Below are 22,773 nucleotides of genomic sequence, written 5' to 3' on the forward strand. Positions count from 1 at the left end.
TCGTGCCCTTTCGTCTCGAGGAAAGCGGCACGGGAATGAGATCGGATGCCCTCCCTGCGCTGGCATGACCCAGATCAGGTTCGACGGTCGAAGGTTGAGAACCTTCCTCTCAGCCCGGCTCACCGGACTCCCGTGTTCGCCCCCGAGTATACGCGCGTCGCGCACCCCGACGGCACGCCGGACGTCCGATGACCGCGCATGACAAGGAGCGGATGCCGCGTGCGGCCGCGGCGCCCCCGGACTACTTCTTCAGCGCGCGGATCACCATCCGCAGCGCCTTGCCCGTGACCACGACCAGCGGGATGGACACGATGAGCAGGCCGAGCACGTTCGGCTCGAACCGGACATCGCCGCCGCGGCCGACGTAGGCGCCGAGCGGAACCGACCAGCCGCCGCCTCCGCCGCCGGAGCCCTCGCCCTGCTGGTCCGAGCTGTCGGTGCCGCTGCCCGCGCCGCCGCCGAAGCCGTAGGCGCCGAGGGCGACCGGCACGACCTCGGCGCCCCCGATCTCCACCTTGTCGGCGTACGAGGTGCGGACGCCGACGCCGGCGACCTTGTCTGCGAGTTCGAGCACGAAATCAGCCATGCGGCCACGGTACCGGCGCAGCGTGAGCGTCGGAAGGGCGTTGACGGATGCCGCGGGCACGCGTCCGCTCGCTCGGGCGCCCTGCACGTCTCACCAGAACGAACGCGGCCCGGTGGGCGGGTGCTCCTCGGTCGCATCGCGCACGGTCGGCGCCGCCGACTCGACCGCGGGACGCACGAGCGCGGCGGGCCGCACGGCCCCGCGCCCGAATCGCCGGACGACCTCGTCGATCGTGCGCTCGGCGTCGCGCCACTCCTCGTCGGGGTCCCACAGCGGCGCCCCGTCGCCGGCCGGTCGCAGCTGCTCGGCCCGCACGCCGATGAGCCGGACCCGCCGCCCGTCGCCCACGAGGTCGCCGAGGGGCACGAGCGCCTCCTCGTAGATGCGGCGCGCGACATCGGTCGGCTCGGCGAGCGTGCGCGATCGCGTGACGGTCGTGAAGTCGCCGTACCTGAGCTTCAGGGTCACCGTGCGGGCGAGCACGCCCGCGCGTCGGAGGCGCACGCCGACGTCCGTCGCGAGCCGGAGCAGCTCACGGGCGATCTCGTCGTGCGCGACGAGATCGTGGTGGAACGTCGTCTCGTGCCCGATGCTCTTCTCCGTGCGCCGCGTCTCGACGTCGCGCGGGTCGATGCCGTTCGCGAGCCGCGCGAGCCGCGCCGCGAGGGCCGGACCCACCGCGCGGGTCAGTGCCTCCTCCGGCATCTGCGCCACATCGCCGACCGTGCGGAGCCCGAGCTTCAGGAGCGACTCCTCGGTCACGCGCCCGACGCCCCACAGCGCCGATACCGGCAGCGGGTGCAGGAACGCGGTGGTCTCGGACGCGGGGACGACGAGCATGCCGTCGGGCTTCGCGCGGGACGACGCGACCTTCGCGACGTACTTGCTCGCGGCGACGCCGACCGAGCACGTCAGGCCGGTCTCGTCGTGCACGCGACGGCGGATCGTCCAGGCGATCTCGGCCGGGCTGCCGTGGAGCCGTCGCGCGCCGGAGACGTCGAGGAACGCCTCGTCGATCGACAACGGCTCCACGAGCGGGGTGAGCTCGCGGAAGATCGTCATGACGCGCTCGGAGTACTCGGAGTAGCGACGGTGGTCGCCGCGGAGCACGACCGCGTTCGGGCACCGCTGCAGGGCGAGCGACATCGGCATGGCCGAGTTGACGCCGAAGCGCCGGGCCTCGTAGCTCGCCGCCGCCACGACGCCGCGCCCCGCGGTGCCGCCCACCAGCACGGGCCGGCCGCGCAGCTCGGGCCGACGGAGCAGCTCGACGGACACGAAGAACGCATCCATGTCGACGTGCAGGATCGGCGTTCCGGAGTCGTCGACCGGCGCGATCGTCACCTGGCGCGACGAGCCGTCCTGCTTGCTCACGGAGCGACCCTACCGCTCGCCGCCGACACCCCGGTCAGAAGCCGAAGTCGCCGAAGTCCCCGCCGCCGCCGAAGTCGCCGAAGCCGCCCCAATCGCCGCCCGCGTCGCCCGCACCCGCGGCGTCGACCGAGCCCGCGTCGGCGCCGGCGCCGGCATCCGCGCCGCCGTCCCCGGACGCGTCGAACGCGGACGGATCGGGCAGGAACGCCTGCGCGATCGCCGAGCCGATCACGACGCCGGCGACGGTGCCGAGGAGCGAGCCGCCGACCATCGACCCGAACGACGGCCCCGGCCGCACGGCCGACGAGGCGCCCGCGGCGCCCGGCGCAGCGGCCGTTCCGGCGAAGGCGCGCTCCATCGATCCCGGCCGGCGCAGCTCCTGGCGCGTGGCCGCCCGTGCCAGGGATCGAGGATCGTCCGCGGTGAGCCGCTCACCCTCGGGCGCCTGCTCGGCCAGCGAACGGAACACCTGCTGCCGCTGCTCGGGCGTGAGCTTCGCGAACGCCTCGGCGTGCACCGCCTCGATCGACTCGGGCGGCGCCGTGCGCAGCAGGTAGCGGTAGCGCTCGATGGCGAGCTCGTCCTCGCTGGGACGTCGCGCCTGCGGCGCTGGCGGTACGGAGGGGGCGGGTCGTGCCGAGCGGTCGTCTCCGCCGCCGAAGAGTCGGTCCAGGAATCCCATGGTGTCCTCGCAAAGGGGTCGGAGGGCTCACGCTACCCACGCACGCCAAGAGCGCGCTGTGAGACGACGGATGCCGCGGCGCGACCACGCGCTCCGCGGCATCCGCATACGTGGTGACTCAGGTGTCGGCGGCGGCGCGCTCGAGGACGAGCTCGCGCACGCGCGCCGCGTCGGCCTTGCCCTTCATCGCCTTCATGACCGCGCCGATGACGGCGCCCGCGGCCTGCACCTTGCCGTCGCGGATCTTCGCGAGCACGTCGGGCTGCGCCGCGAGCGCCTCGTCGATCGCGGCGATGAGCGCGCCGTCGTCGGAGACCACCGCGAGCCCGCGGGCGTCGACGACCTCGCGCGGCGAACCCTCGCCCGCGATGACGCCCTCGAGCACCTGGCGCGCCAGGCGGTCGGTCAGGGTGCCCTCGTCGACCAGCGCTGCGAGCTCGGCCACGTGCGCCGGCTCGGCGAGGCCCGCGGCATCCGCGCCCTGCGCGTTCGCGATGCGGGTGAGCTCGCCCGTCCACCACTTGCGGGCGGCCGCGGGGGTCGCACCGGCCTCGACGGTCGCGGCGACCTCGTTGAGCAGGCCGCCGTTGGCGACGTCCTGGAACTCGAGGTCGGTGAAGCCCCATTCGGACTTCAGGCGGCGGCGGCGCGCGGCGGGCGGCTCGGGCAGCGCGGCACGCAGCTCCTCGATGACGGCCGGGTCGGGCTCGACCGGGAGCAGGTCGGGCTCGGGGAAGTAGCGGTAGTCGTCGGCGTCGGACTTCGGACGCCCCGGGCTCGTCGTGCCCGTGTCCTCGTGCCAGTGGCGGGTCTCCTGCGTGATCGTGCCGCCGTCGGCGAGGATCGCCGCCTGGCGCTGGATCTCGTAGCGGACCGCGCGCTCGACCGAGCGCATCGAGTTGACGTTCTTCGTCTCGGTGCGCGTTCCGAACTTCTCCCGGCCCTTCGGGCGGAGCGAGACGTTCGCGTCGCAGCGGAGGTTGCCGCGTTCCATGCGCGCCTCGGAGATGCCGAGCGAGAGCACGATGTCGCGGATCGTCGCGACGTACGCGCGGGCGAGCGCCGGAGCATCCGCCCCGGCCCCCACGATCGGCTTCGTGACGATCTCGACGAGCGGCACGCCCGCGCGGTTGTAGTCGACGAGGGAGTACTCGGCGCCGTGGATGCGACCGGTCGAGCCCACGTGGGTGAGCTTGCCGGCGTCCTCCTCCATGTGCGCGCGTTCGATCGCGACCTCGAACGTGCGGCCGTTCTCGAGCTCGACCTCGACCGAGCCCTCGAAGGCGATCGGCTCGTCGTACTGCGAGATCTGGTAGTTCTTGCCGAGGTCGGGATAGAAGTAGTTCTTCCGCGCGAACCGGCTGGACGGCGCGATCGAGCAGCCGAGCGCGAGCCCGAGCGAGATCGAGAAGCGCACCGCGGTGCCGTTCACGGCCGGGAGGGAGCCCGGCAGGCCCATGTCGACGGGCGCGACGAGCGTGTTCGGCTCGGCGCCGTGGAATTCGTCGTTCGCCGGGTTCGGCGCCGACGAGAACATCTTCGTCTTCGTGTTGAGCTCGACGTGCACCTCGAGGCCGATCACCGGCTCGAAGCGCTCGAGTGCCTCGTCGAAGTCCATGAGTGCCACGCGCGCCATCAGACCACGCCCTCCTCGGTCGCCTTGAGTTCGTGGGTGGAGAGGTCGGGAGCCTGCGCGAGCAGCGGACCGCCCCAGCGGTCGACGAGGAGCGCCTCGAGGGCGCCGCCGACGTTGTAGAGGCGGGCGTCCTCGCGCGCCGGCGCGAGGAACTGGATGCCGACCGGCAGGCCGTCCTCCGGGGCGAGGCCCGCCGGGACCGAGATGCCCGGCACGCCCGCGAGGTTCGCGGGGATCGTCGCCACGTCGTTCAGGTACATCGACAGCGGGTCGTGCAGCTTCTCGCCGAGCTTGAACGCCGTGGTCGGCGCGGTGGGCGTGGCCAGCACGTCGACCTTCGCGAACGCCGCGTCGAAGTCCTGCTGCACGAGCGTGCGCACCTTCTGCGCGCTGCCGTAGTACGCGTCGTAGTAGCCGGCCGACAGGGCGTAGGTGCCGAGGATGATCCGGCGCTTGACCTCGGGGCCGAAGCCCGCCTCGCGCGTGGCCGCCATGACCTCCTCGACCGTGCCGCCGCCCTCGGGGACGACGCGGAGGCCGAAGCGCACCGAGTCGAACTTCGCGAGGTTGGACGACGCCTCGGCGGGCAGGATCAGGTAGTACGCGGCGATCGCGTACTCGAAGTTCGGCGCACTGACCTCGACGATCTCCGCGCCGTTCGCCGCGAGCAGCTCGAGCGACTCGTGGAAGCGCTGACGGACGCCCGCCTGGAAGCCGTCGGAGTCGAGCTCCTTCACCACGCCGATGCGGAGGCCCGAGACATCCGCTCGGCGCACCGCCTCGGCCATCGACGGCCACGCGTCGGGGATCGATGTCTGGTCGTGCGGGTCGTGCCCGGCGATGACGTCGTGCAGCAGCGCTGCGTCGAGCACGGTGCGGCTCACGGGGCCGATCTGGTCGAGCGACGAGGCGAGCGCGATCGAGCCGTAGCGGCTGACCCCGCCGTAGGTGGGCTTGGTGCCGACCGTGCCCGTGACGTGCGCGGGCTGGCGGATGGAGCCGCCCGTGTCGCTGCCGAGCGCGAGCGGCGCCTCGAAGGCCGCGACGGCCGCGGCCGAGCCGCCGCCCGAGCCGCCGGGGATGCGGTCGAGGTCCCACGGGTTGTGCGTCGGGCCGTAGGCGGAGTGCTCCGTCGAGGAGCCCATCGCGAACTCGTCCATGTTGGTCTTGCCGAGCGGGACCATGCCGGCCTCGCGGACCTTGCGCACGGGCGTGGCGTCGTACGGCGGAACCCAGCCCTCGAGGATGCGCGAACCCGAGGTGGACGGCATCCCCTTGGTCACGAGGACGTCCTTGATCGCGATCGGCACGCCGGCGAGCGGGCCGAGCTCCTCGCCGGCCGCGCGCCGGCGGTCGACGTCGGCGGCGGCCTGGAGCGCCTCGTCGTTGACGTGCAGGAACGCGTGCACCGCGCCGTCGACGGCGGCGATGCGGTCGAGGTGGGCCGTGGTCGCCTCGACCGACGAGACCTCGCCGGTGGCGAGCTTCGCGGCGAGGTCGGCGGCGCTCAGCCGGATCAGGTCGCTCACTGCTCCTCCCCCAGGATCGCCGAGACCACGAAGCGGGTGCCGTCGTGCTCGGGCGCGCCCGACAGCGCCTGCTCGACACTCAGGACGTCGGCCGGCACATCCTCGCGAAGCGGGTTGTGCAGCGGGATCGGGTGGCTCGTGGGCACCACGTCGGGCGTGGCCACCTCGCTCACCTTCTCGACCGCCTGCATGATCTGGCCGAGCTCCGTCGTGAGGTGCTCGATCTCTTCCTCGGTGAGCGCGATGCGTGCGAGGTTCGCGAGGTGCGCGACCTGCTCGGCGCTGATTTCAGACATGCTGCTCCGTCGTCCGGGAATGGGGATGCAGCGATTCTATCGAGGCGCGACGGAGCGGCCGACGCCGGACCCCGGCCCTCACACGTCGAGCGCCGCCGGACCCTGCGTCACGAGGACCGCGAACTGCGCCGCGTCGATGATCCGGACACCGAGCTCCTCGGCCCTGGCGAGCTTCGAGCCGGCGCCGGGGCCGGCCGCCACGAAGTCGGTCTTCTTCGAGACGCTCGACGCCGCCTTGCCGCCGGCGGCGATGATCGCCTCCTGGGCGCCCTCGCGGGTGAATCCATCGAGGCTGCCGGTGGCGACCACCGTCAGCCCGGCGAGCACGCCGCCCGCGTCGGCGGCCCGGCCCGGCCCCGGGTGCCCGGGGGTCGCGAACCGCACTCCGGCCGCGGCCCATCGCTCGACGATCTCGCGGTGCCAATCGACCTCGAACCACTCGAGGAGCGAGTCCGCGATGATGCCGCCGACGCCCTCGACCTCCGCGAGTTCCTCGCGGCTCGCCGAGCGGATCGCGTCGAGCGAGCCGAAGTGGTCGGCGAGTGCGCGCGCGGCCACCGGCCCGACGTGGCGGATGTTGAGCGAGACGAGGATGCGCCAGAGCGGCTTGGTCTTGGCCTTCTCGAGTTCGGCGACGAGCTTCGTCGCGGCTTCGGAGGGCAGGAGCTCGCGATGGTCCTTCCGGATGCCGGCGGCCCGGCGCTCGGCCGGCGTCATCCGCTCGGCACCCGGCGGATAGGTGATGCGCACCTTCTGGAACGGCGCCCGCCGGACCTCCTCGCCCGTGACCGGGTCGGTTCGCGGCTCACCGGTCTCGGCATCGCGGACCACGACCTCGATCGGCACCAGCTCGTCGACGGTGAGCTCGAACAGCCCGGCCTCCGTCGCGAGCGGAGGCGTCGCCGGCACGTACGGTTGCGTGAGCGCCGCGGCGGTGACCTCGCCGAGCGCCTCGATGTCGAGCGCTCCGCGCGAGCCGATGTGCTCGACGCGGCCTCGCACCTGCGCGGGGCAGCTGCGCGCGTTCGGGCAGCGGAGGTCGATGTCGCCCTCCTTCGCCGGCCGGAGCGGCGTGCCGCACTCCGGACAGCGTTCGGGCATACGCCACTCGCGCTCGGTGCCGTCACGCAGTTCCTCGACGGCGCCGAGGATCTCGGGGATGACGTCGCCGGCCTTGCGGAGCACGACGGTGTCGCCGATCAGCACGCCCTTGGCCCGGACGACCTCCTGGTTGTGCAGCGTCGCCTGCTCGACGGTGCTGCCCTGCACCTTGACGGGCGCCATCACCGCGTACGGGGTCGCCCGGCCGGTGCGACCGACCCCGACGCGGATGTCGAGGAGCTTCGTGTGCACCTCTTCGGGCGGGTACTTGTAGGCGATGGCCCAGCGCGGCGCGCGGCTGGTCGCCCCGAGCTCGTCGTGCAGGGCGAGCTCGTCGATCTTCACCACGATGCCGTCGATCTCGTGTTCGACGTCGTGCCGGTGCTCGCCGCGGTCGGCGATGAAGGCCGTCACCTCGTCGATCGTGTCGAACACGCGGGAGTGCGGCGAGACGGGCAGCCCCCAGCCTGCGAGCAGCCCGTAGATCTCGGACTGGCTGGAGACGGGCGGGTCCGCCCACGCGCCGATGCCGTGCAGGTACAGGGCGAGCCGGCCGAGCCGCTCGCGCATGAGTTCGAGTTGGAGCGCGGTCTTGTTCTCGCGCCGCTGCCTGAGGCTGCCCGCGGCCGTGTTCCGGGCGTTCGCGAACTCGGGGAACCGGGTCGGGACGGACTCCTCCGCCCGGCCCTTCGCCCGCTGCTCGGCGGCGAACTCGGCCTGGAGCGCATGCTGGCGACGGTTCAGTGCCTCGAAGTCCTCGGAGCGGAGGAAGACCTCGCCGCGGACCTCGAAGAAGGGCGGGAACCCCTCGCCCTCGAGCCGCCTCGGGATCGCCGGGATGAACTCGACGTTCTCGGTGATGTCCTCCCCTACGCGGCCGTCGCCGCGGGTGGTCGCGGTCTCGAGGACGCCGTCGCGGTAGCCGAGGCTGATCGCCAGGCCGTCGATCTTGAGCTCCGACAGCCAGCGGACGGGACGCCCGGCCGCCGCCTGCGCCTTGCTCGCCCACTCGGCGAACTCGTCGAGGCTGAACACGTTGTCGAGGCTCAGCATGCGCTCGGCGTGCTCGTGGGGCGGGAACCCGACGGAGACGAGCGCGGCGCCGACCTGCTGCGTCGGGCTGTCCTGCCCGGCGAGCTCGGGGAAGGCGCGCTCGATGGCCTCGAGCCGGTGGAAGTCGGCGTCGTACTCCGCGTCGCTGACGAGGCTCACGCCCTCCGAGTAGTACGTGGTCCGATACCGCTCGATGCGCTCGCGGAGGGCCTCGGACTCGCTTCGGGCGTCGTCGAACCCGGTGGGGATGTCGGTCACGTGAGCCATCCTAGGAGCGCCCTCCGACGTCGCCCTCGCATGGGAAGGGAGCGCACCCGAGGCGGGTGCGCTCCCTTCCCGAGGCCGGATCCGCGACGATGCGCGAAACCGGCGGGCGTCACCGGACCGGCTCGGTGCCGAAGCCGACCGCGTCGACCTTCCGGTGGTAGCGGGTACCGGCCTTGCCGCCGAGGACGGCGCCGCCGAGGCTCGCCGCGAGGACGATCACGAGCGTCGCGATACCGGCGATCGTCAGCTCGCCTTCGGTGACGGGGATGCGCGGGAAGGCGTTCAGGCTCGCGAGGACGTCGTACTGGCTGCCGGCGATCGCAGCGATGACGGCGCCCACGACGGCCACGATGATCGCCCAGAGCCACACGGCGAGGCCCTGCTTGAGGCCGTTGAAGCGCGCCATCCGTCCGGCGACGTAGCCGCCCGCGAAGTAGGCGACGAACAGGATGACGAGCAGCACGATGGCGCCGACGATGCCGACCGTTCCGGCGTTCGCGGCCGCCGCCTCGTCGAGGTCCTCGCCGAGGGTCCCGAGACCGAGCGCGGCGCCGGTCGCCGCGAGGAACGCGGTGAGCAGGACCGCCACGCCGACGGCCGTCAGCCAGCCGAAGAAGGCGGAGCCGAACTTCATGCCCCCGAAGCGTTCGCGCTCGCGATCGAGCATCGCCGCCCGCATCGCCGGATCGGCCACCACGGGCCGGTCGTCGTGCGCGATGCGCCCGTCTCGGTCGACGACCTCGCGGTCGTCGCGGACGCCGTCGCCGTCCCGGTCGGCCGCCGTGCGGTCGTGGACCGGATCCGCGCGGCGGCCCACCGCCTCGCGGTCGTCGCGGACGCCGTCGCCGTCCCGGTCGACGACCTCGCGGTCGTCGCGGACGCCGTCGCCGTCCCGGTCGGCGGGAGTGCTCGCGAATCGGTCGCGGGCGGGTCGATCGGATGAGGTGCTCATGATGGGTCCCCTCTCTCTCGTCGCCGCGGGGCATCGCCCTGCCGGCACGACAGCGACCCTACGCGGGGCCCGCGACGGCCGCGCGGGCCTTGACAAACCGCCCGCTTCCGCACTCGCGGCGTGCAGCGAACATCCAGCAGGCACTCAGGCGTGCGGCGAATCGACGTCCCGGTCCGGCTCCGGGGCCGGATCCGACCCGGAGCGGCCCGCTCAGTCGTCGAGCCCCACGCGGTCGACCCGGCGGTGGTATCGGACGCCGACGACCCCGCCCAGCACGGCGCCGCCGAGGGCGACGACGCCGGTCGCGACCGCGGCGATGATCCCGGCCGTCAGGAGCACGTCGCCGGGGACCGGAACGCGCGGCACCGCCGCCGTCGCGCGCGCGAGGACGTCGTACCGCCCGTCCAGCAGCACCACGCCGATGGAACCGGCGATCCCGATCGCGATCGCCCACACCCACACGGCGATCCCCTGCGCGACGCCGCTGAAGCGCGCCATCCGCCCGGCGACGTACCCGCCGCAGTAGGAGGCGGCGAGCACCATCGCGAGGAGCGCGCCGACGACGACCCATCCGGCCGAGGTCGCGTCGAGCGGACCGATGCCGCCCGACGCCCAGGGATCCGGGACGACCCCCAGTCCGAGCATCTCGTCCGCGACGACGAGCGCCGCGGCGAGCAGGACCGCCGTCGCCGCGGCGACGAGCACGCCGAAGAACGCGGCGCCGATCCTCGGACCGCCGAACGCCTCGCGCTGGCGCTCCACGACCTCCTCGGGGGTGACCGGCCGGGCGTGGACGGCGTCGTCGAACGCGTCGGGGCCGGGATCGATGACCAGCGTCGGCTGCGTGGCCGGTGCCGGGTCGAGGTTCCGGAACGGATCCGCCGGGTCGCGGGCGTGGTCGACCGGCGGGAACGAGTGCGAGTACGTCATGGGGAACTCCTCACGCGACGTCGCCGGGGGTGCGACGCCACCCTGCGACCCTACGCGAATCGACCCCCGAATGGGGGACAGATTTCACTCAAGCGTCGACGGGGACCGCGCTCACGGTGCGGTCGATCGTGCATTGGCCGAGCACCCGGGTGCCGACGTACACGACCGCCGTCTGGCCCGGCGCGACGCCGTCGAGGGGCGTCTCGGGAGTGATCACGAGCTCGGCGGAGCCGGCGGCATCCGTCGTCACCCTCGCGATCGCGGGCACCGGGTCGGCGTGCGCCCGGATCTGCACCTCGCAGCCGAACGCGTCGCCGTCGGCGCCGACGAGACCGGATGCCACGGGGCCGGCGCCGGCCCAGGAGAACCGGGTGCCGGCGACCTCGGCGACGGCGAGCGCCGCCTTCGGGCCGACCACCACGGTGCGCTCCTTCGGCCGGACCTCGAGCACGAACCGCGGCTTGCCGTCGGCCGCGGGCGTTCCGAGCCGGAGCCCCCGCCGCTGGCCGACCGTGTACGCATGCGCGCCGTCGTGGGCCCCGACGACGGCGCCCGAGCGGTCGACGATGTCACCCGGCGCCGCGCCGACCTTCTCGGCGAGCCAGCCCTTGGTGTCGCCGTCGGAGATGAAGCAGATGTCGTACGAGTCGGGCTTCTGCGCGACCGACAGGCCGCGCCGCGCGGCCTCCTCGCGGACGAGCTGCTTCGACGGCGTGTCGCCGAGCGGGAAGTACGCGTGCGCGAGCTGCTCGGTCGTGAGGACGCCGAGCACGTAGCTCTGGTCCTTCGCCTCCGCACTCGCGCGGTGCAGCTCCCGGCGGCCCGCGGCATCCGTCGTGATCTTCGCGTAGTGGCCGGTGGCGACGGCGTCGAAGCCGAGCGCGAGCGCCTTCTCGAGCAGCGCGGCGAACTTGATGCGCTCGTTGCAGCGCATGCACGGGTTCGGCGTGCGGCCGGCGGCGTACTCGGCGATGAAGTCGTCCACGACGTCGGCCTTGAACCGCTCGGAGAAGTCCCACACGTAGTACGGGATGCCGAGCACGTTCGCGGCGCGCTGGGCGTCCATCGAGTCCTCGATGGTGCAGCAGCCGCGACTGCCGGTGCGGAGCGTGCCGGGCATGCGGCTGAGCGCGAGGTGCACGCCGACGACGTCGTGACCGGCATCGACGGCGCGCGCGGCCGCGACGGCGCTGTCGACGCCGCCGCTCATCGCTGCCAGGACTCGCACGCCTCCCAGTCTACGAACCACCTCCTGAACGGATGCCCCGAGGCCGCCCTCAGCGGTCGAAGCTCGTGACCCGGTCGGCCATGCCGGCGCGGGTCGCGCGCTCGACGGCGGCCGGGAGCGCCTCGAGGAACGCGTCGACGTCGGCGCCGGTCGTCGTCCGGCCGAGCGTGATGCGCAGCGCACCGCGCGCCTCGGCCTCGGTGCGACCCATGGCGAGCAGCACGTGCGAGGGCTCGGGCACGCCGGCCTGGCACGCCGATCCGGTCGAGACGGCGACGCCCGCCGCATCCAGCAGGAAGAGCAGGGAGTCGCCCTCGCACCCCGGGAACGAGAAGTGCACGTTGCCGGGCAGTCGTCCGGCCGGGTCGGGGTCGCCCGACAGGCGCGCGTCGGGCACGGATGCCGCGACCGCCGCCACGAGACGGTCGCGCAGGCGCGACATCCGTTCGTCCTCGGCCGCGGCGTGCGAGGTCGTCGCGCGCGCGGCCGCGGCGAACCCGGCCGCCGCCGCGACATCCTGCGTGCCCGAGCGGATGCGTCGCTGCTGGCCGCCGCCGTGCAGCAACGGCTCGATGCGGGTCGACCGGTCGAGGACGAGCGCGCCGATGCCGACCGGTCCGCCGACCTTGTGCGCCGACACGCTGATCGCGACCAGCCCCGCACCCGGAGGGGCCGTGGTCTCGCGGCGGATCGCACGCAGGTCGATCGCCACGTGCCCGTACGCGGCGATCGCGTCGACGTGGAACGGCACGCCCGCCCGCGCGCAGAGCTCGGCGACCTCGAGGACCGGCTCGATCGTGCCGACCTCGTTGTTCGCCCAGAGCATCGTGACGAGCGCGACGGATGGCGCATCCCGCGCGAGTTCCGCGGCGAGCGCGTCGACCGGCAGACGTCCGACCTCGTCGAGGGGCAGCTCGACGACCTCGGCCCCGGCGGTCTGCCCGAGCCACTCGACCGTGTCGATCGTGGCGTGGTGCTCGCCGCCGGGCAGCAGGATGCGGTGGGCGCCGGCCTCGGCACGCCGGCGCCAGAAGAGGCCCTTGATCGCGAGGTTCACGGCCTCGGTGCCGCTGCCCGTGAAGACGACCTCGATCGGGTCGGCGCCGAGCGTGGCGGCGACCTGCTCGCGCGACTCCTCGAGCAGGCGCTTGGCGTGCTGCCCCGCGCTGTGGATCGAGGCCGGATTGCCGACGAGCCCGAGTGCGTGCGTGATCGCGTCGATCGCCTCCGGGCGGAGGGGCGTCGTGGCGGCGTGGTCGAGGTAGACGGGGTCGGGGCGGGGCATCGAGCACCTCCTGACCGGGAACCGGTTCCCCACGAACTACTGTAGTTCGCATGTCCCCGCCCGATCCGCTCCGCGACCTCGGCGTGCGCACCGGCCCGGGCGAAGGGACGATCCGGGTCTGGTCCGAGCACGCGACCTCCGTGGACCTCGAGGTCTTCGGCGCGGAGGACCCGGACTGGGCGATCGAGCGGGTGGCGCTCGAGCGCGACGCGCACGGCGTGTGGGAGGCATCCTCGCGCGCGCTCGTCCCGGGCGCGCTCTACGGCCTGCGCGTCGACGGGCCGGTGGGCCTCGAGTACGCCTTCAACCCGGCGCACACGCTGCTCGACCCGTGGGCGAGGGGCCTGCATGCGGCGGCCGACGGGTCGTGGCGCGGGGTCGTGCTCGACTCGCTCGCCTCGGAGGGGTTCGACTGGGGCGGCGCCCGCAAGCCCCGCGTGCCGCTCGATCACACCGTGATCTACGAGACGCACCCGAAGGGATTCAGCCGCCTCAACGAGCGCATCCCCGAGGCATTGCGCGGCACGTACGCCGGGCTCGCGCACGACGCGTCGCTCGAGTACCTCACCGGCCTCGGCGTCACGACCGTCGAACTGCTTCCGGTCCAGGCGTTCGTCGCCGAGGAGCGGCTCGTGCGCCAAGGGCAGGTCAACTACTGGGGCTACAACACGCTCGGCTTCTTCGCGCCGCACGCGCCCTACGCGAGCGCGGAGGCGCAGGCCGCCGGACCCGCCGCCGTCCGACGCGAGTTCGCGGGCATGGTCAAGCGCCTGCACGAGGCGGGTCTCGAGGTCGTGCTCGACGTCGTCTACAACCACACCGCGGAGGAGGGCCGGCAGGGGCCGACGTACAGCTTCCGCGGGATCGACAACGCGACGTACTACCGCCACGACGCGCACGGCCGGTACGTCGACACGACCGGCTGCGGCAACACGCTCGACTTCGGGCGGGATGCGCCGGTTCGGCTCGTGCTCGACTCGATGCGCTACTGGGCCGAGGAGTTGCAGGTCGACGGGTTCCGCCTCGACCTCGCGGCGACGCTCGGCCGCGACGCGCTCGGTGCCTACTCCCCCGACCACCCGCTGCTGCGGGCCATGCTCGCCGACCCCGTGATCGGGGCGTCGAAGCTGATCGCCGAGCCGTGGGACGTCGGTCCGTTCGGCTGGCAGACCGGCAACTTCGCGCCCGGCTTCAGCGAGTGGAACGACCGCTACCGCGACCGCATGCGCGACTTCTGGCTCGGCGACCTGCGCCGCGAGCGCCACGGCGAGCAGGGCAGCGGCATCGGCCGCTTCGCGACGCGCCTCGCGGGGTCGTCGAACACGTTCGCCGCCGAGCGCGGCCCGCTCGCGAGCCTGAACTTCATCACCGCGCACGACGGCTTCACCCTCGCCGACCTCACCGCGTACGACGTGAAGCACAACCTCGGCAACGGCGAGCACAACCGCGACGGCTCCGACCACAACAACTCCTACAACCACGGCGTGGAGGGCCCCACGGACGACGCCGCGGTCGGCGCGGCGCGCCGCCGCAGCATCCGGAACCTGCTCGGCACCCTGCTGCTCTCGGCCGGGGTCCCGATGCTCACGGCGGGCGACGAGTACGGCCGCAGCCAGCGCGGCAACAACAACGCGTACTGCCACGACTCCGACCTGACCTGGCTGGCCTGGGACGCCGCGGGGCGCGACGCCGCGCTCGAGGCGACCACCCGGCACCTCGTGCGGCTCCGCCGCGAGAACCCGGCGCTCAGGCCCGTGCGCTACGGCCGCTTCGGCGAACGCGTGCCGAGCGCCTCGCAGATGGACTGGTACAACGCCGCGGGCGAGACCATGACCATCGAGCACTGGCACGACCCGTCGCAGCGGACCCTGCAGTTCCTCGCGGCGTCGACGCCCGAGTTCGAGGACTACAACCGCATCCTGCTCGTCGTGCACGCCTCCGAGCGGGACGTCGAGGTGATGCTCCCCGCACACCCGGGCGTCGACGGCTACGAACTGCTGTGGGATTCCGCGATCGAGGAGCCGGGCGATGAGCTCGGCGCCCGTTACGAGCCCGGCACGCGCCTGGCGATGACGCCGCAGTCGATGCGGCTCTACCGGGCGTCGGGCGAACCGGCGCCGGTGCTGGTGGACGCCGCGGCCGGCTCGCTCGGCGCCGGGGCCGACGAGGCCGACGTCGCGGACGACGGGCGGCAGGCGACCGGGCCGGCGCGGCCCGACGCCGGCGCCGTCCCCGGCCACGCCGGCGCAGCCGAGGCTCCGGCCTGATGGCGAAGCGAGCGGATGCCTCGGCCGGCACGCCCGCGACCGTCGCGCTGACGCGCGCGGGCGTCCGCTTCACGGTGCACCCGTACGAGCACGACCCGCGCGCGGCGGCGTACGGGCTCGAGGCGGCCGAGAAGCTCGGGATCGAGCCGGAGCGCGTGTTCAAGACCCTGCTCGCGAGCGTCGACGGCGCGCTCGCCGTCGGCATCGTCCCGGTCGCCGACCAGCTCGACCTCAAGGCGCTCGCCACCGCGCTCGGCGGCAAGCGCGCCGAGCTGGCCGACCCGTCGGTCGCCGAGCGGAAGACGGGCTACGTCGTCGGCGGGATCAGCCCGATCGGGCAGAAGGTCGCGCTGCCGACCGTGCTCGACGAGACCGCGATCCTGTTCGAGACGATCCTCGTCTCGGGCGGGCGTCGGGGCCTCGACCTCGAACTCGCGCCCGACGACCTCGTCGCGGTGACGTCCGGCCGCTACGCGCCCATCGCCCGGGCGCGCTGATGCAGTTCGTCGTCGACTTCCTGTCCTGGAGCCTGGTCGTCGGCATCGTGCTCTGCATCCCGCTGTTCATCCGGGCATGGCGCGCCGAGGTGGTCCGCGGCGACGACCCGCAGTTCCGCCCGACCGGCGTGTTCCCCCGCCTCGTCCGCGCGCTGCGTCGCGGGCGCTGAACCGCGGCGGCCGTCGGCTCAGCCGGCTGCGGCGACCAGCCCGAGTTCGGCCGGCGAGACGAGCAGCGGATGCCGCGGCACGACCCGCACGGTGTAGCCGAACGCTCCGGCGCGGTCGAGCGTGACCGTGCCGACGTAGACGCGGGTGGCGGCATCCGTCGTCGATGCCCCGTCGGGCACGAGCTCGTCGATGCGCGCGTCGTCGATCCGGTCGTCGCCGTGCGAATGGCCGGAGACGACCTCGACCGACACGTCGGCCTCCGTCAGCGCGCCGAGCGCGACGTGCGCGCGCAGGTGCAGTTCGTCGCCGACGTGCGGGGTCGACTCGAGACCGCCGGACTCGACGTGCGCCACCTGCACGCCGGGCCAGCCGGCGCGCACACGCGCGCCCCACGCGGCGAGCTCGCGTGCGGGCTTCGCGCCGTCGGCGCCCACGCGCGCCGCCTGCTCGGCAGCGGGGCGGTACAGCCGCTCGACGTACTCGCGCACCATCCGGTCGGCGCCGAGCTCCGGCGAGAGGTGCGCGAGCGTGCGCCGCACGCGCGACATCCACTCGGCGGGCACGCCGTCGCGGTCGCGGTCGTAGAAGAGGCGCGTGATGCGGTGCTCGAGGAGGTCGTAGAGGGCGGATGCCTCGAGGCGGTCGCGCTCGGCCTGGTCGCCCGCGGCATCCGCCGTGGGGATCACCCAGCCGTGGTCGTCGGCCGCGTACTCCGCCCACCAGCCGTCGAGGATCGACAGGTTGAGGGCGCCGTTCATGGCCGCCTTCATACCGGAGGTGCCGCAGGCCTCGAGCGGGCGGAGCGGGTTGTTCATCCAGACGTCGCAGCCCGGGTAGAGCCGCTCGGCCATGCCCATGTCGTAGTCCGGGAGGAACACGATGCGCTCGCGGAGGTCGGGTCGCTGCGCGAACTGCACGAGGCGCTGGATGAGCCGCTTGCCCTCGTCGTCGGCCGGGTGCGCCTTGCCGGCGATCACGAACTGCACCGGGCGGTCGGGGTTCGTGAGGATCGCGGCGAACCGCTCCGGGTCCTGCAGCATGAGCGTCAGGCGCTTGTACGTCGGCACCCGGCGCGCGAACCCGATCGTCAGCACGTCGGGGTCGAGCACGCGACGCACCCAGTCGGGCGCGACCGCGCCGCCGTGCTGGTCGGCCCAGGCCACGCTGAGGCGGCGGCGCGCATCGTCGACGAGCTGCAGTCGCATCGCGCGCTTGACGCCCCAGAGCTCGGCGTCGCTGACGGCGGGGCTCAGCCAATCGGCGTGCTCGGTGTCGCCCGTGCCGAGTCGCTCCTCGGCGAGCGCGAGCAGTGCCGGGTCGGTCCACGTGGGCGCGTGCACGCCGTTCGTGACCGAGGTGATCGGCACCTCGTCGGCGTCGAAGCCGGGCCAGAGGTCGCCGAACATGCGCCGGCTGACCTCGCCGTGCAGCCTCGACACGCCGTTCGCCCGCTGCGCGAGCCGGAGGCCCATCATGGCCATGTTGAACGCGCTGTCCTCGGCCGGGACGCCCGGTTCGAGTCCGAGCGGCAACGCGTCGGACGGATCGATGCCGGGCAGCAGTCCCGACTCGAGGTAGCTCGCCACGAGCGCGCGGTCGAACCGATCGATGCCGGCCGGCACCGGCGTGTGCGTGGTGAACACCGTGCCGGCGCGCACGAGCTGCAGCGCCTCGGCGAACGAGAGCCCGTCGCCGATGCACGCCGAGATGCGCTCGAGGCCGAGGAACCCGGCGTGGCCCTCGTTCATGTGGAAGACGTCGGGGAAGTGCCGGCCGGACAGCTCGCTCCACGCGCGCAGCGCGCGCACGCCCCCGATGCCGAGGAGCAGCTCCTGCTGGAGGCGGTGCTCTCCCCCGCCGCCGTAGAGCCGGTCGGTCACCTGACGGAGGTCGTCGTCGTTCGCGGGGATGTCGGTGTCGAGGAGGAGCAGCGGCACGCGGCCGACCGCCGCCTGCCAGACGCGGGCGTGCAGGCTCCGTCCGCCGGGCACGGCCAGCGTGACCTGGACGGGCGCGCCGTCGGCTCGGCGCAGCACCGACAGCGGCAGCCCGTCGGGATCGAGCGCCGGGTAGCGCTCCTGCTGCCACCCGTCGGGCGCGATCGCCTGCGAGAAGTACCCCGCCTTGTAGAACAGCCCGACCGCGACGAGCGGGACGCCGAGGTCGGAGGCGGCCTTCAGGTGGTCGCCGGCGAGGATGCCGAGGCCGCCGGAGTACTGCGGCAGCGCCTCGGTGATGCCGAACTCGGGCGAGAAGTATGCGACGGTCCGCGGCGTCTCGGCCTCGAGCGACTGGTACCAGCGGGGCTCGGCGATGTAGGCGCGGAGCGCGTCGCGCTCCCGTCCGGCCCATCCCGTGAAGCCGTCGTCGTTCGCGAGCTCGCCGAGGCGACGCGGATCGACGTCGCCCAGGAACGAGATCGGATCGCGCCCGGACCGCCGCCAGCCGACGGGATCGATGTGCTCGAACAGGCGACGCGTGGGTTCGTGCCACGACCAGCGGAGGTTCGCGGCGAGCTCCTCGAGGGCACCGAGCTGCGGCGGGACGACGGCCCGGACGGTGAACTTGCGGATCGGCTTCACGGGTCCACCCTACGCAGCGTCGTGTGTCCGGAAGATGAACGGATGCCACGGGGCGGGACGCGCGCGCAGCGCCGCGCAACCCGGTGTCGATCGCACCCCATCCGCGCTACGGTCGGAACGTGACGAGCCGACCAGTCCGTGCCGGCCGGATCCCCGTGACCCGGCTCACGCCCGCCCTGCCTGATCCGCGATGGAACCCGAAGGCGTTCTCCGGGGAGGTGGTGCCGTTCCGCGCCACGGTCTTCCGCGAGGGGCACGACCTCGTCGGCGCGATGCTCGTCCTCACGAGCCCGTCCGGCGTGCGGCAGCGGCACCGGATGACGGCGCTCGCCGCGGGCACCGACCGATGGGAGGCGAAGGTCCGGCTGGACGAGCTCGGCACCTGGCGCTGGCGGGTGACGGGCTTCGGCGACGAGGTCGGCACGTGGGTGCACGACGCCGAGCTGAAGATCGACGCCGGCGTCGACGTCGAGCTGATGTACGAGATCGGGGCGCGGCTCGCGGAGCGCGCGGCGAAGGAGGCCGGGCGACCTGCGGCGGTGCGCAAGCGCCTGAAGGCGTACGCGGCGGCGCTTCGCGACACGGAGGCCGCGGCATCCGATCGTCGTGCCCTCCTCGAGGACCCGCTGCTCGAGGAGTTCCGCTCGCGCCCGCTCGCCCGGCTCACGACCGACTCGGAGGAGCACGACATCCTCGTCGAGCGTCGCCGCGCCGGCGTCGGATCCTGGTACGAGTTCTTCCCGCGCTCGGAGGGTGCGCGGCAGCTGAAGAAGGACGGATCGTGGCGGTCGGGGACCTTCCGCACCGCGCAGCGCCGGCTCGACGGCGTCGCCGCGATGGGCTTCGACGTCGTCTACCTCCCCCCGATCCATCCGATCGGCTTCGCGTTCCGCAAGGGCCCGAACAACACGCTGACGCCGGGGCCCTTCGACCCCGGGTCGCCGTGGGCGATCGGCGCGGCGACCGGCGGGCACGACGCCGTGCATCCCGATCTCGGCACGCTCGCCGACTTCCGCGCCTTCGTGCGCCGCGCCGCCGCGCTCGGCATCGAGATCGCGCTCGACCTCGCACTCCAGGCCTCCCCCGACCACCCGTGGGTGACCGAGCACCCGGAGTGGTTCACGACCCTCCCCGACGGCACGATCGCCTACGCCGAGAACCCGCCGAAGAAGTACCAGGACATCTATCCCGTGAACTTCGACGACGACTTCGAGGGCCTGGTCGCCGAGGTGACCCGCATCGTGCGGCACTGGATGAAGCAGGGCGTGCGGATCTTCCGCGTCGACAACCCGCACACCAAGCCGCTCGCGTTCTGGGAGCGGCTGATCGGCGACATCAACGCGACCGACCCCGACGTGGTCTTCCTCGCCGAGGCGTTCACGCGCCCGGCGATGATGCAGGCGCTCGCGATGGTCGGCTTCCAGCAGTCGTACTCGTATTTCACGTGGCGCAACACCAAGGCGGAGCTCGAGGAGTTCCTCACGAGCGTCTCGCAGGAGACCGCCGACTTCATGCGGCCGAACCTGTTCGTCAACACCCCCGACATCCTCACCGAGTACCTGCAGTTCGGCGGGCCGGCCGCCTTCACGGTGCGCGCGACCATCGCGGCGACCGCCGGTGCGACCTGGGGCGTCTACTCGGGCTTCGAGCTGTTCGAGTCGGTCGCCCGGCCCGGCGCCGAGGAGGCGATCGACAACGAGAAGTACGAGTACAAGCCCCGCGACTTCGAGAAGGCCGAAGCGGATGGCAGGTCGCTGGCCCTCTACCTCGGCATCCTCAACCGCATCCGCGCCGACCATCCCGCGCTCGGCCAGCTCCGCAACATCCGCTTCCACTACAGCGACGACGACTCCGTGCTCGTCTACTCCAAGCACCTCGAGGGTCGCTTCATCGAGGGCCACGGCCCCGACGACCACGACACGATCCTCGTCGTCGCGAACGTCGACCCGCACTCGGTCCGCGAGACGACCGTGCACCTCGACCTGCCGGCGATCGACCTGCCGGAGGGCGCCGCCTTCGACGTGGAAGACCTCGTGACCGGCGAGCGCTGGCAGTGGGGCGAGCACAACTACGTGCGCCTCGACGCGTTCACGCAGCCGGTGCACATCCTCCGAGTGATTCGAGGCGCGGCATGACCGACACGACCCCCGTCCAGGCCCCGCCCGTCTCCGACGAGCTCCTCCGCGCCGTCGCGGAGGGCCGCTACCACGACCCGCACCGGGTGCTCGGACAGCACGGGTTCGACGCCCCCGGCGAGGGCGGCGCCCGGACGGTGATCCGCGTGCGGCGACCGCTCGCGGCATCCGTCACCGCGGTGCTCGACGACGGCGGCGAGCTCGCCCTCGAGCACGCGGGCCACGGCGTGTGGGCCGGCGCGGGCGCGTTCGGACCGACCGGGTACCGCATCCGCGCCCGCTACGACGACGGCGCCGAGTGGCTCGCCGACGACCCGTATCGGTACGCGCCCACGATCGGCGAGCTCGACCTGCACCTCATCGAGGAGGGCCGGCACGAGGAGCTCTGGACGGTGCTCGGCGCGCACCACCGCGAGTACCCGTCCATCACCGGCCCGCTCCGCGGCGTCTCGTTCACCGTCTGGGCGCCCCGCGCCCGCGCGGTGCGCGTCGTCGGCGACTTCAACCGGTGGGACGGCGTCGGGCACGCGATGCGCAACATGGGCTCGAGCGGGGTCTGGGAGCTGTTCGTCCCCGACGTCGAACCGGGTGCGGCGTACAAGTTCGAGATCCTCGCCCAGTCCGGCGCGTGGCTCATGAAGGCCGACCCGATGGCGCGCCGTGCCGAGATCGCCCCGGCGACGGCGTCGATCGTGACGACGAGCGCGCACGACTGGGCCGACGGCGAGTGGATGTCGGGGCGTGCGCACCGCAATCCGCACGAGCTGCCGATGAGCATCTACGAGCTCCACCTCGGCTCGTGGCGTCCGGGCAAGGGATACCGCGACGTCGCCGACGAGCTCATCGAGTACGTCCAGTGGCTCGGGTACACGCACGTCGAGTTCCTGCCGCTGGCCGAGCACCCGTTCGGCGGTTCGTGGGGGTACCAGGTCACGGGCTACTTCGCGATCACGTCGCGCTTCGGCAGCCCCGACGACCTGAAGTACCTGATCGACCGGCTGCACCAGGCGGGCATCGGCGTGATCATGGACTGGGTGCCCGGCCACTTCCCGAAGGACGAGTGGGCACTCGCGCGCTTCGACGGCGAGCCGCTCTACGAGCACCCCGACCCGCGGCGCGGCGAGCAGAAGGACTGGGGCACCCTCGTCTTCGACTACGGCAACCCGCGCGTGCGGAACTTCCTCGTCGCGAACGCCCTGTTCTGGCTGGAGGAGATGCACGTCGACGGCCTGCGCGTCGACGCCGTGGCATCCATGCTCTACCTCGACTACTCGCGCGAGGAGGGCGAGTGGCTGCCCAACTGGTACGGCGGCCGCGAGCACCTCGAGGCGATCGGATTCCTGCAGGAGGCGACCGCGACCGCGTACAAGCGCAACCCCGGCACCGTCATGATCGCCGAGGAGTCGACCTCGTGGCCGGGCGTGACGGCCACGACCTCGTCGGGCGGGCTCGGGTTCGGCTACAAGTGGAACATGGGGTGGATGCACGACACCCTGCAGTACCTCCAGCGCGACCCGATGTACCGCTCGCACCACCACGGCGAGCTCACGTTCTCGTTCCTGTACGCGTTCAGCGAGCACTTCATCCTGCCGATCAGCCACGACGAGGTCGTGCACGGCAAGGGCTCGCTCGTGCGCAAGATGCCCGGCGACCACTGGCAGCAGCTCGCGAACACGCGCGCCTACCTCGCCTACATGTGGGCGCACCCGGGCAAGCAGCTGCTCTTCATGGGGCAGGAGTTCGGGCAGCTCTCCGAGTGGAGCGAGGAGCGCGGCCTCGACTGGTGGATCCTCGACCAGCCGAGCCACCGGCAGCTCGCCGAGCTCGTCGGCCGGCTCAACCGCACGTACGCCGAGACGCCCGCGCTCTGGCAGCTCGACGACGACTCGGCCGGGTTCGACTGGGTCGAGGGCGGCGCCGCCGACCTGAACGTGATCGCGTTCCTCCGCTACGACCGCGACCGCCGGCCGCTGCTGTGCGTCGTCAACTTCGCGGGCACCCCGCACGAGGGCGTGCGCCTCGGACTCCCCACGGCCGGCCGCTGGCGCGAGGTGCTCAACACGGATGCCGCGGAGTTCGGCGGGTCCGGAGTCGGCAACCTCGGCGGGGTCGACGCGACCGACGAGCCCTGGGCCGGCAAGCCCGCCTCGGCGACCTTCACCCTGCCGCCGCTCGGCGCGCTCTGGTTCCAGCCCGAGTGAC

17 protein-coding genes and 1 riboswitch are annotated in these 22,773 nt (G+C 73.0%); of the genes, 5 read left to right on the top strand and 12 right to left on the bottom strand.

Annotated elements, in window-relative coordinates:
* Positions 1-34 precede the first annotated feature (34 nt).
* Positions 35-144: riboswitch (TPP riboswitch) on the bottom strand.
* A gap of 97 nt (positions 145-241) precedes the next feature.
* From ACQ393_RS03200 to ACQ393_RS03250, 11 genes are all read right to left on the bottom strand, one after another.
* Positions 242-586 carry a hypothetical protein gene (locus ACQ393_RS03200; RefSeq protein WP_430645386.1) on the bottom strand — a complete coding sequence of 115 codons (345 nt, stop codon included), beginning with the start codon at positions 584-586 and terminating at the stop codon, positions 242-244.
* A 90-nt stretch (positions 587-676) separates the two neighbouring features.
* Positions 677-1,960, bottom strand: a complete 1,284-nt coding sequence (locus tag ACQ393_RS03205) for a DNA polymerase IV (protein WP_430645387.1) — start codon at positions 1,958-1,960, stop codon at positions 677-679.
* Between the two features lie 34 nt (positions 1,961-1,994).
* Positions 1,995-2,642 carry a hypothetical protein gene (locus ACQ393_RS03210; RefSeq protein ID WP_430645388.1) on the bottom strand — a complete coding sequence of 216 codons (648 nt, stop codon included), beginning with the start codon at positions 2,640-2,642 and terminating at the stop codon, positions 1,995-1,997.
* Between the two features lie 118 nt (positions 2,643-2,760).
* Positions 2,761-4,278 carry an Asp-tRNA(Asn)/Glu-tRNA(Gln) amidotransferase subunit GatB gene (gatB, locus tag ACQ393_RS03215; protein ID WP_430645389.1) on the bottom strand — a complete coding sequence of 506 codons (1,518 nt, stop codon included), beginning with the start codon at positions 4,276-4,278 and terminating at the stop codon, positions 2,761-2,763.
* Positions 4,278-5,807, bottom strand: a complete 1,530-nt coding sequence (gene gatA, locus ACQ393_RS03220) for an Asp-tRNA(Asn)/Glu-tRNA(Gln) amidotransferase subunit GatA (RefSeq protein ID WP_430645390.1) — start codon at positions 5,805-5,807, stop codon at positions 4,278-4,280. Before gatA ends, gatB begins: the two co-directional genes overlap by 1 nt.
* A complete protein-coding gene (gene gatC, locus ACQ393_RS03225) occupies positions 5,804-6,103 on the bottom strand; it encodes an Asp-tRNA(Asn)/Glu-tRNA(Gln) amidotransferase subunit GatC (RefSeq protein ID WP_129234694.1) in 300 nt (99 codons plus the stop codon). The genes gatA and gatC overlap by 4 nt, the downstream gene beginning before the upstream one ends.
* Positions 6,104-6,181: 78 nt before the next feature.
* Complete coding sequence (gene ligA / locus ACQ393_RS03230; RefSeq protein ID WP_430645391.1) at positions 6,182-8,524, bottom strand: NAD-dependent DNA ligase LigA; 2,343 nt, start codon at positions 8,522-8,524, stop codon at positions 6,182-6,184.
* Between the two features lie 109 nt (positions 8,525-8,633).
* Positions 8,634-9,476, bottom strand: a complete 843-nt coding sequence (locus ACQ393_RS03235; RefSeq protein ID WP_430645392.1) for a hypothetical protein — start codon at positions 9,474-9,476, stop codon at positions 8,634-8,636.
* 210 nt (positions 9,477-9,686) lie between these two features.
* A complete protein-coding gene (locus tag ACQ393_RS03240) occupies positions 9,687-10,406 on the bottom strand; it encodes a hypothetical protein (RefSeq protein WP_430645393.1) in 720 nt (239 codons plus the stop codon).
* An 88-nt stretch (positions 10,407-10,494) separates the two neighbouring features.
* Positions 10,495-11,634, bottom strand: a complete 1,140-nt coding sequence (mnmA, locus tag ACQ393_RS03245; RefSeq protein ID WP_430645394.1) for a tRNA 2-thiouridine(34) synthase MnmA — start codon at positions 11,632-11,634, stop codon at positions 10,495-10,497.
* 49 nt (positions 11,635-11,683) lie between these two features.
* Positions 11,684-12,919 (bottom strand): cysteine desulfurase family protein, encoded by a 1,236-nt coding sequence (locus ACQ393_RS03250; protein WP_430645395.1) that lies wholly within the window; start codon positions 12,917-12,919, stop codon positions 11,684-11,686.
* A gap of 50 nt (positions 12,920-12,969) precedes the next feature.
* Between ACQ393_RS03250 and glgX the strand changes: the two genes are divergently transcribed.
* The 3 genes from glgX to ACQ393_RS03265 are packed head-to-tail and all read left to right on the top strand — an operon-like array spanning position 12,970 to position 15,853.
* Complete coding sequence (glgX, locus tag ACQ393_RS03255) at positions 12,970-15,186, top strand: glycogen debranching protein GlgX (RefSeq protein WP_430645396.1); 2,217 nt, start codon at positions 12,970-12,972, stop codon at positions 15,184-15,186.
* Complete coding sequence (ybaK, locus tag ACQ393_RS03260; protein WP_430645397.1) at positions 15,186-15,683, top strand: Cys-tRNA(Pro) deacylase; 498 nt, start codon at positions 15,186-15,188, stop codon at positions 15,681-15,683. The genes glgX and ybaK overlap by 1 nt, the downstream gene beginning before the upstream one ends.
* On the top strand, positions 15,683-15,853 hold the full coding sequence (locus tag ACQ393_RS03265; protein WP_430645398.1) for a hypothetical protein: 171 nt from the start codon (positions 15,683-15,685) through the stop codon (positions 15,851-15,853). The genes ybaK and ACQ393_RS03265 overlap by 1 nt, the downstream gene beginning before the upstream one ends.
* 18 nt (positions 15,854-15,871) lie before the next feature.
* Here ACQ393_RS03265 and glgP read toward each other — a convergent pair whose 3' ends face one another.
* Positions 15,872-18,436 carry an alpha-glucan family phosphorylase gene (gene glgP, locus ACQ393_RS03270; RefSeq protein ID WP_430645399.1) on the bottom strand — a complete coding sequence of 855 codons (2,565 nt, stop codon included), beginning with the start codon at positions 18,434-18,436 and terminating at the stop codon, positions 15,872-15,874.
* Between the two features lie 119 nt (positions 18,437-18,555).
* Here glgP and ACQ393_RS03275 point away from each other — a divergent pair, with 119 nt between their 5' ends.
* On the top strand, positions 18,556-20,571 hold the full coding sequence (locus ACQ393_RS03275; RefSeq protein ID WP_430645400.1) for a maltotransferase domain-containing protein: 2,016 nt from the start codon (positions 18,556-18,558) through the stop codon (positions 20,569-20,571).
* Positions 20,568-22,772, top strand: coding sequence for a 1,4-alpha-glucan branching protein GlgB (gene glgB, locus ACQ393_RS03280; protein ID WP_430645401.1), 2,205 nt, complete (start codon positions 20,568-20,570; stop codon positions 22,770-22,772). Before ACQ393_RS03275 ends, glgB begins: the two co-directional genes overlap by 4 nt.
* Position 22,773: the final 1 nt, after the last annotated feature.

This window comes from Agromyces sp. GXS1127 (genome assembly GCF_050565425.1).
Classification (GTDB): domain Bacteria; phylum Actinomycetota; class Actinomycetes; order Actinomycetales; family Microbacteriaceae; genus Agromyces.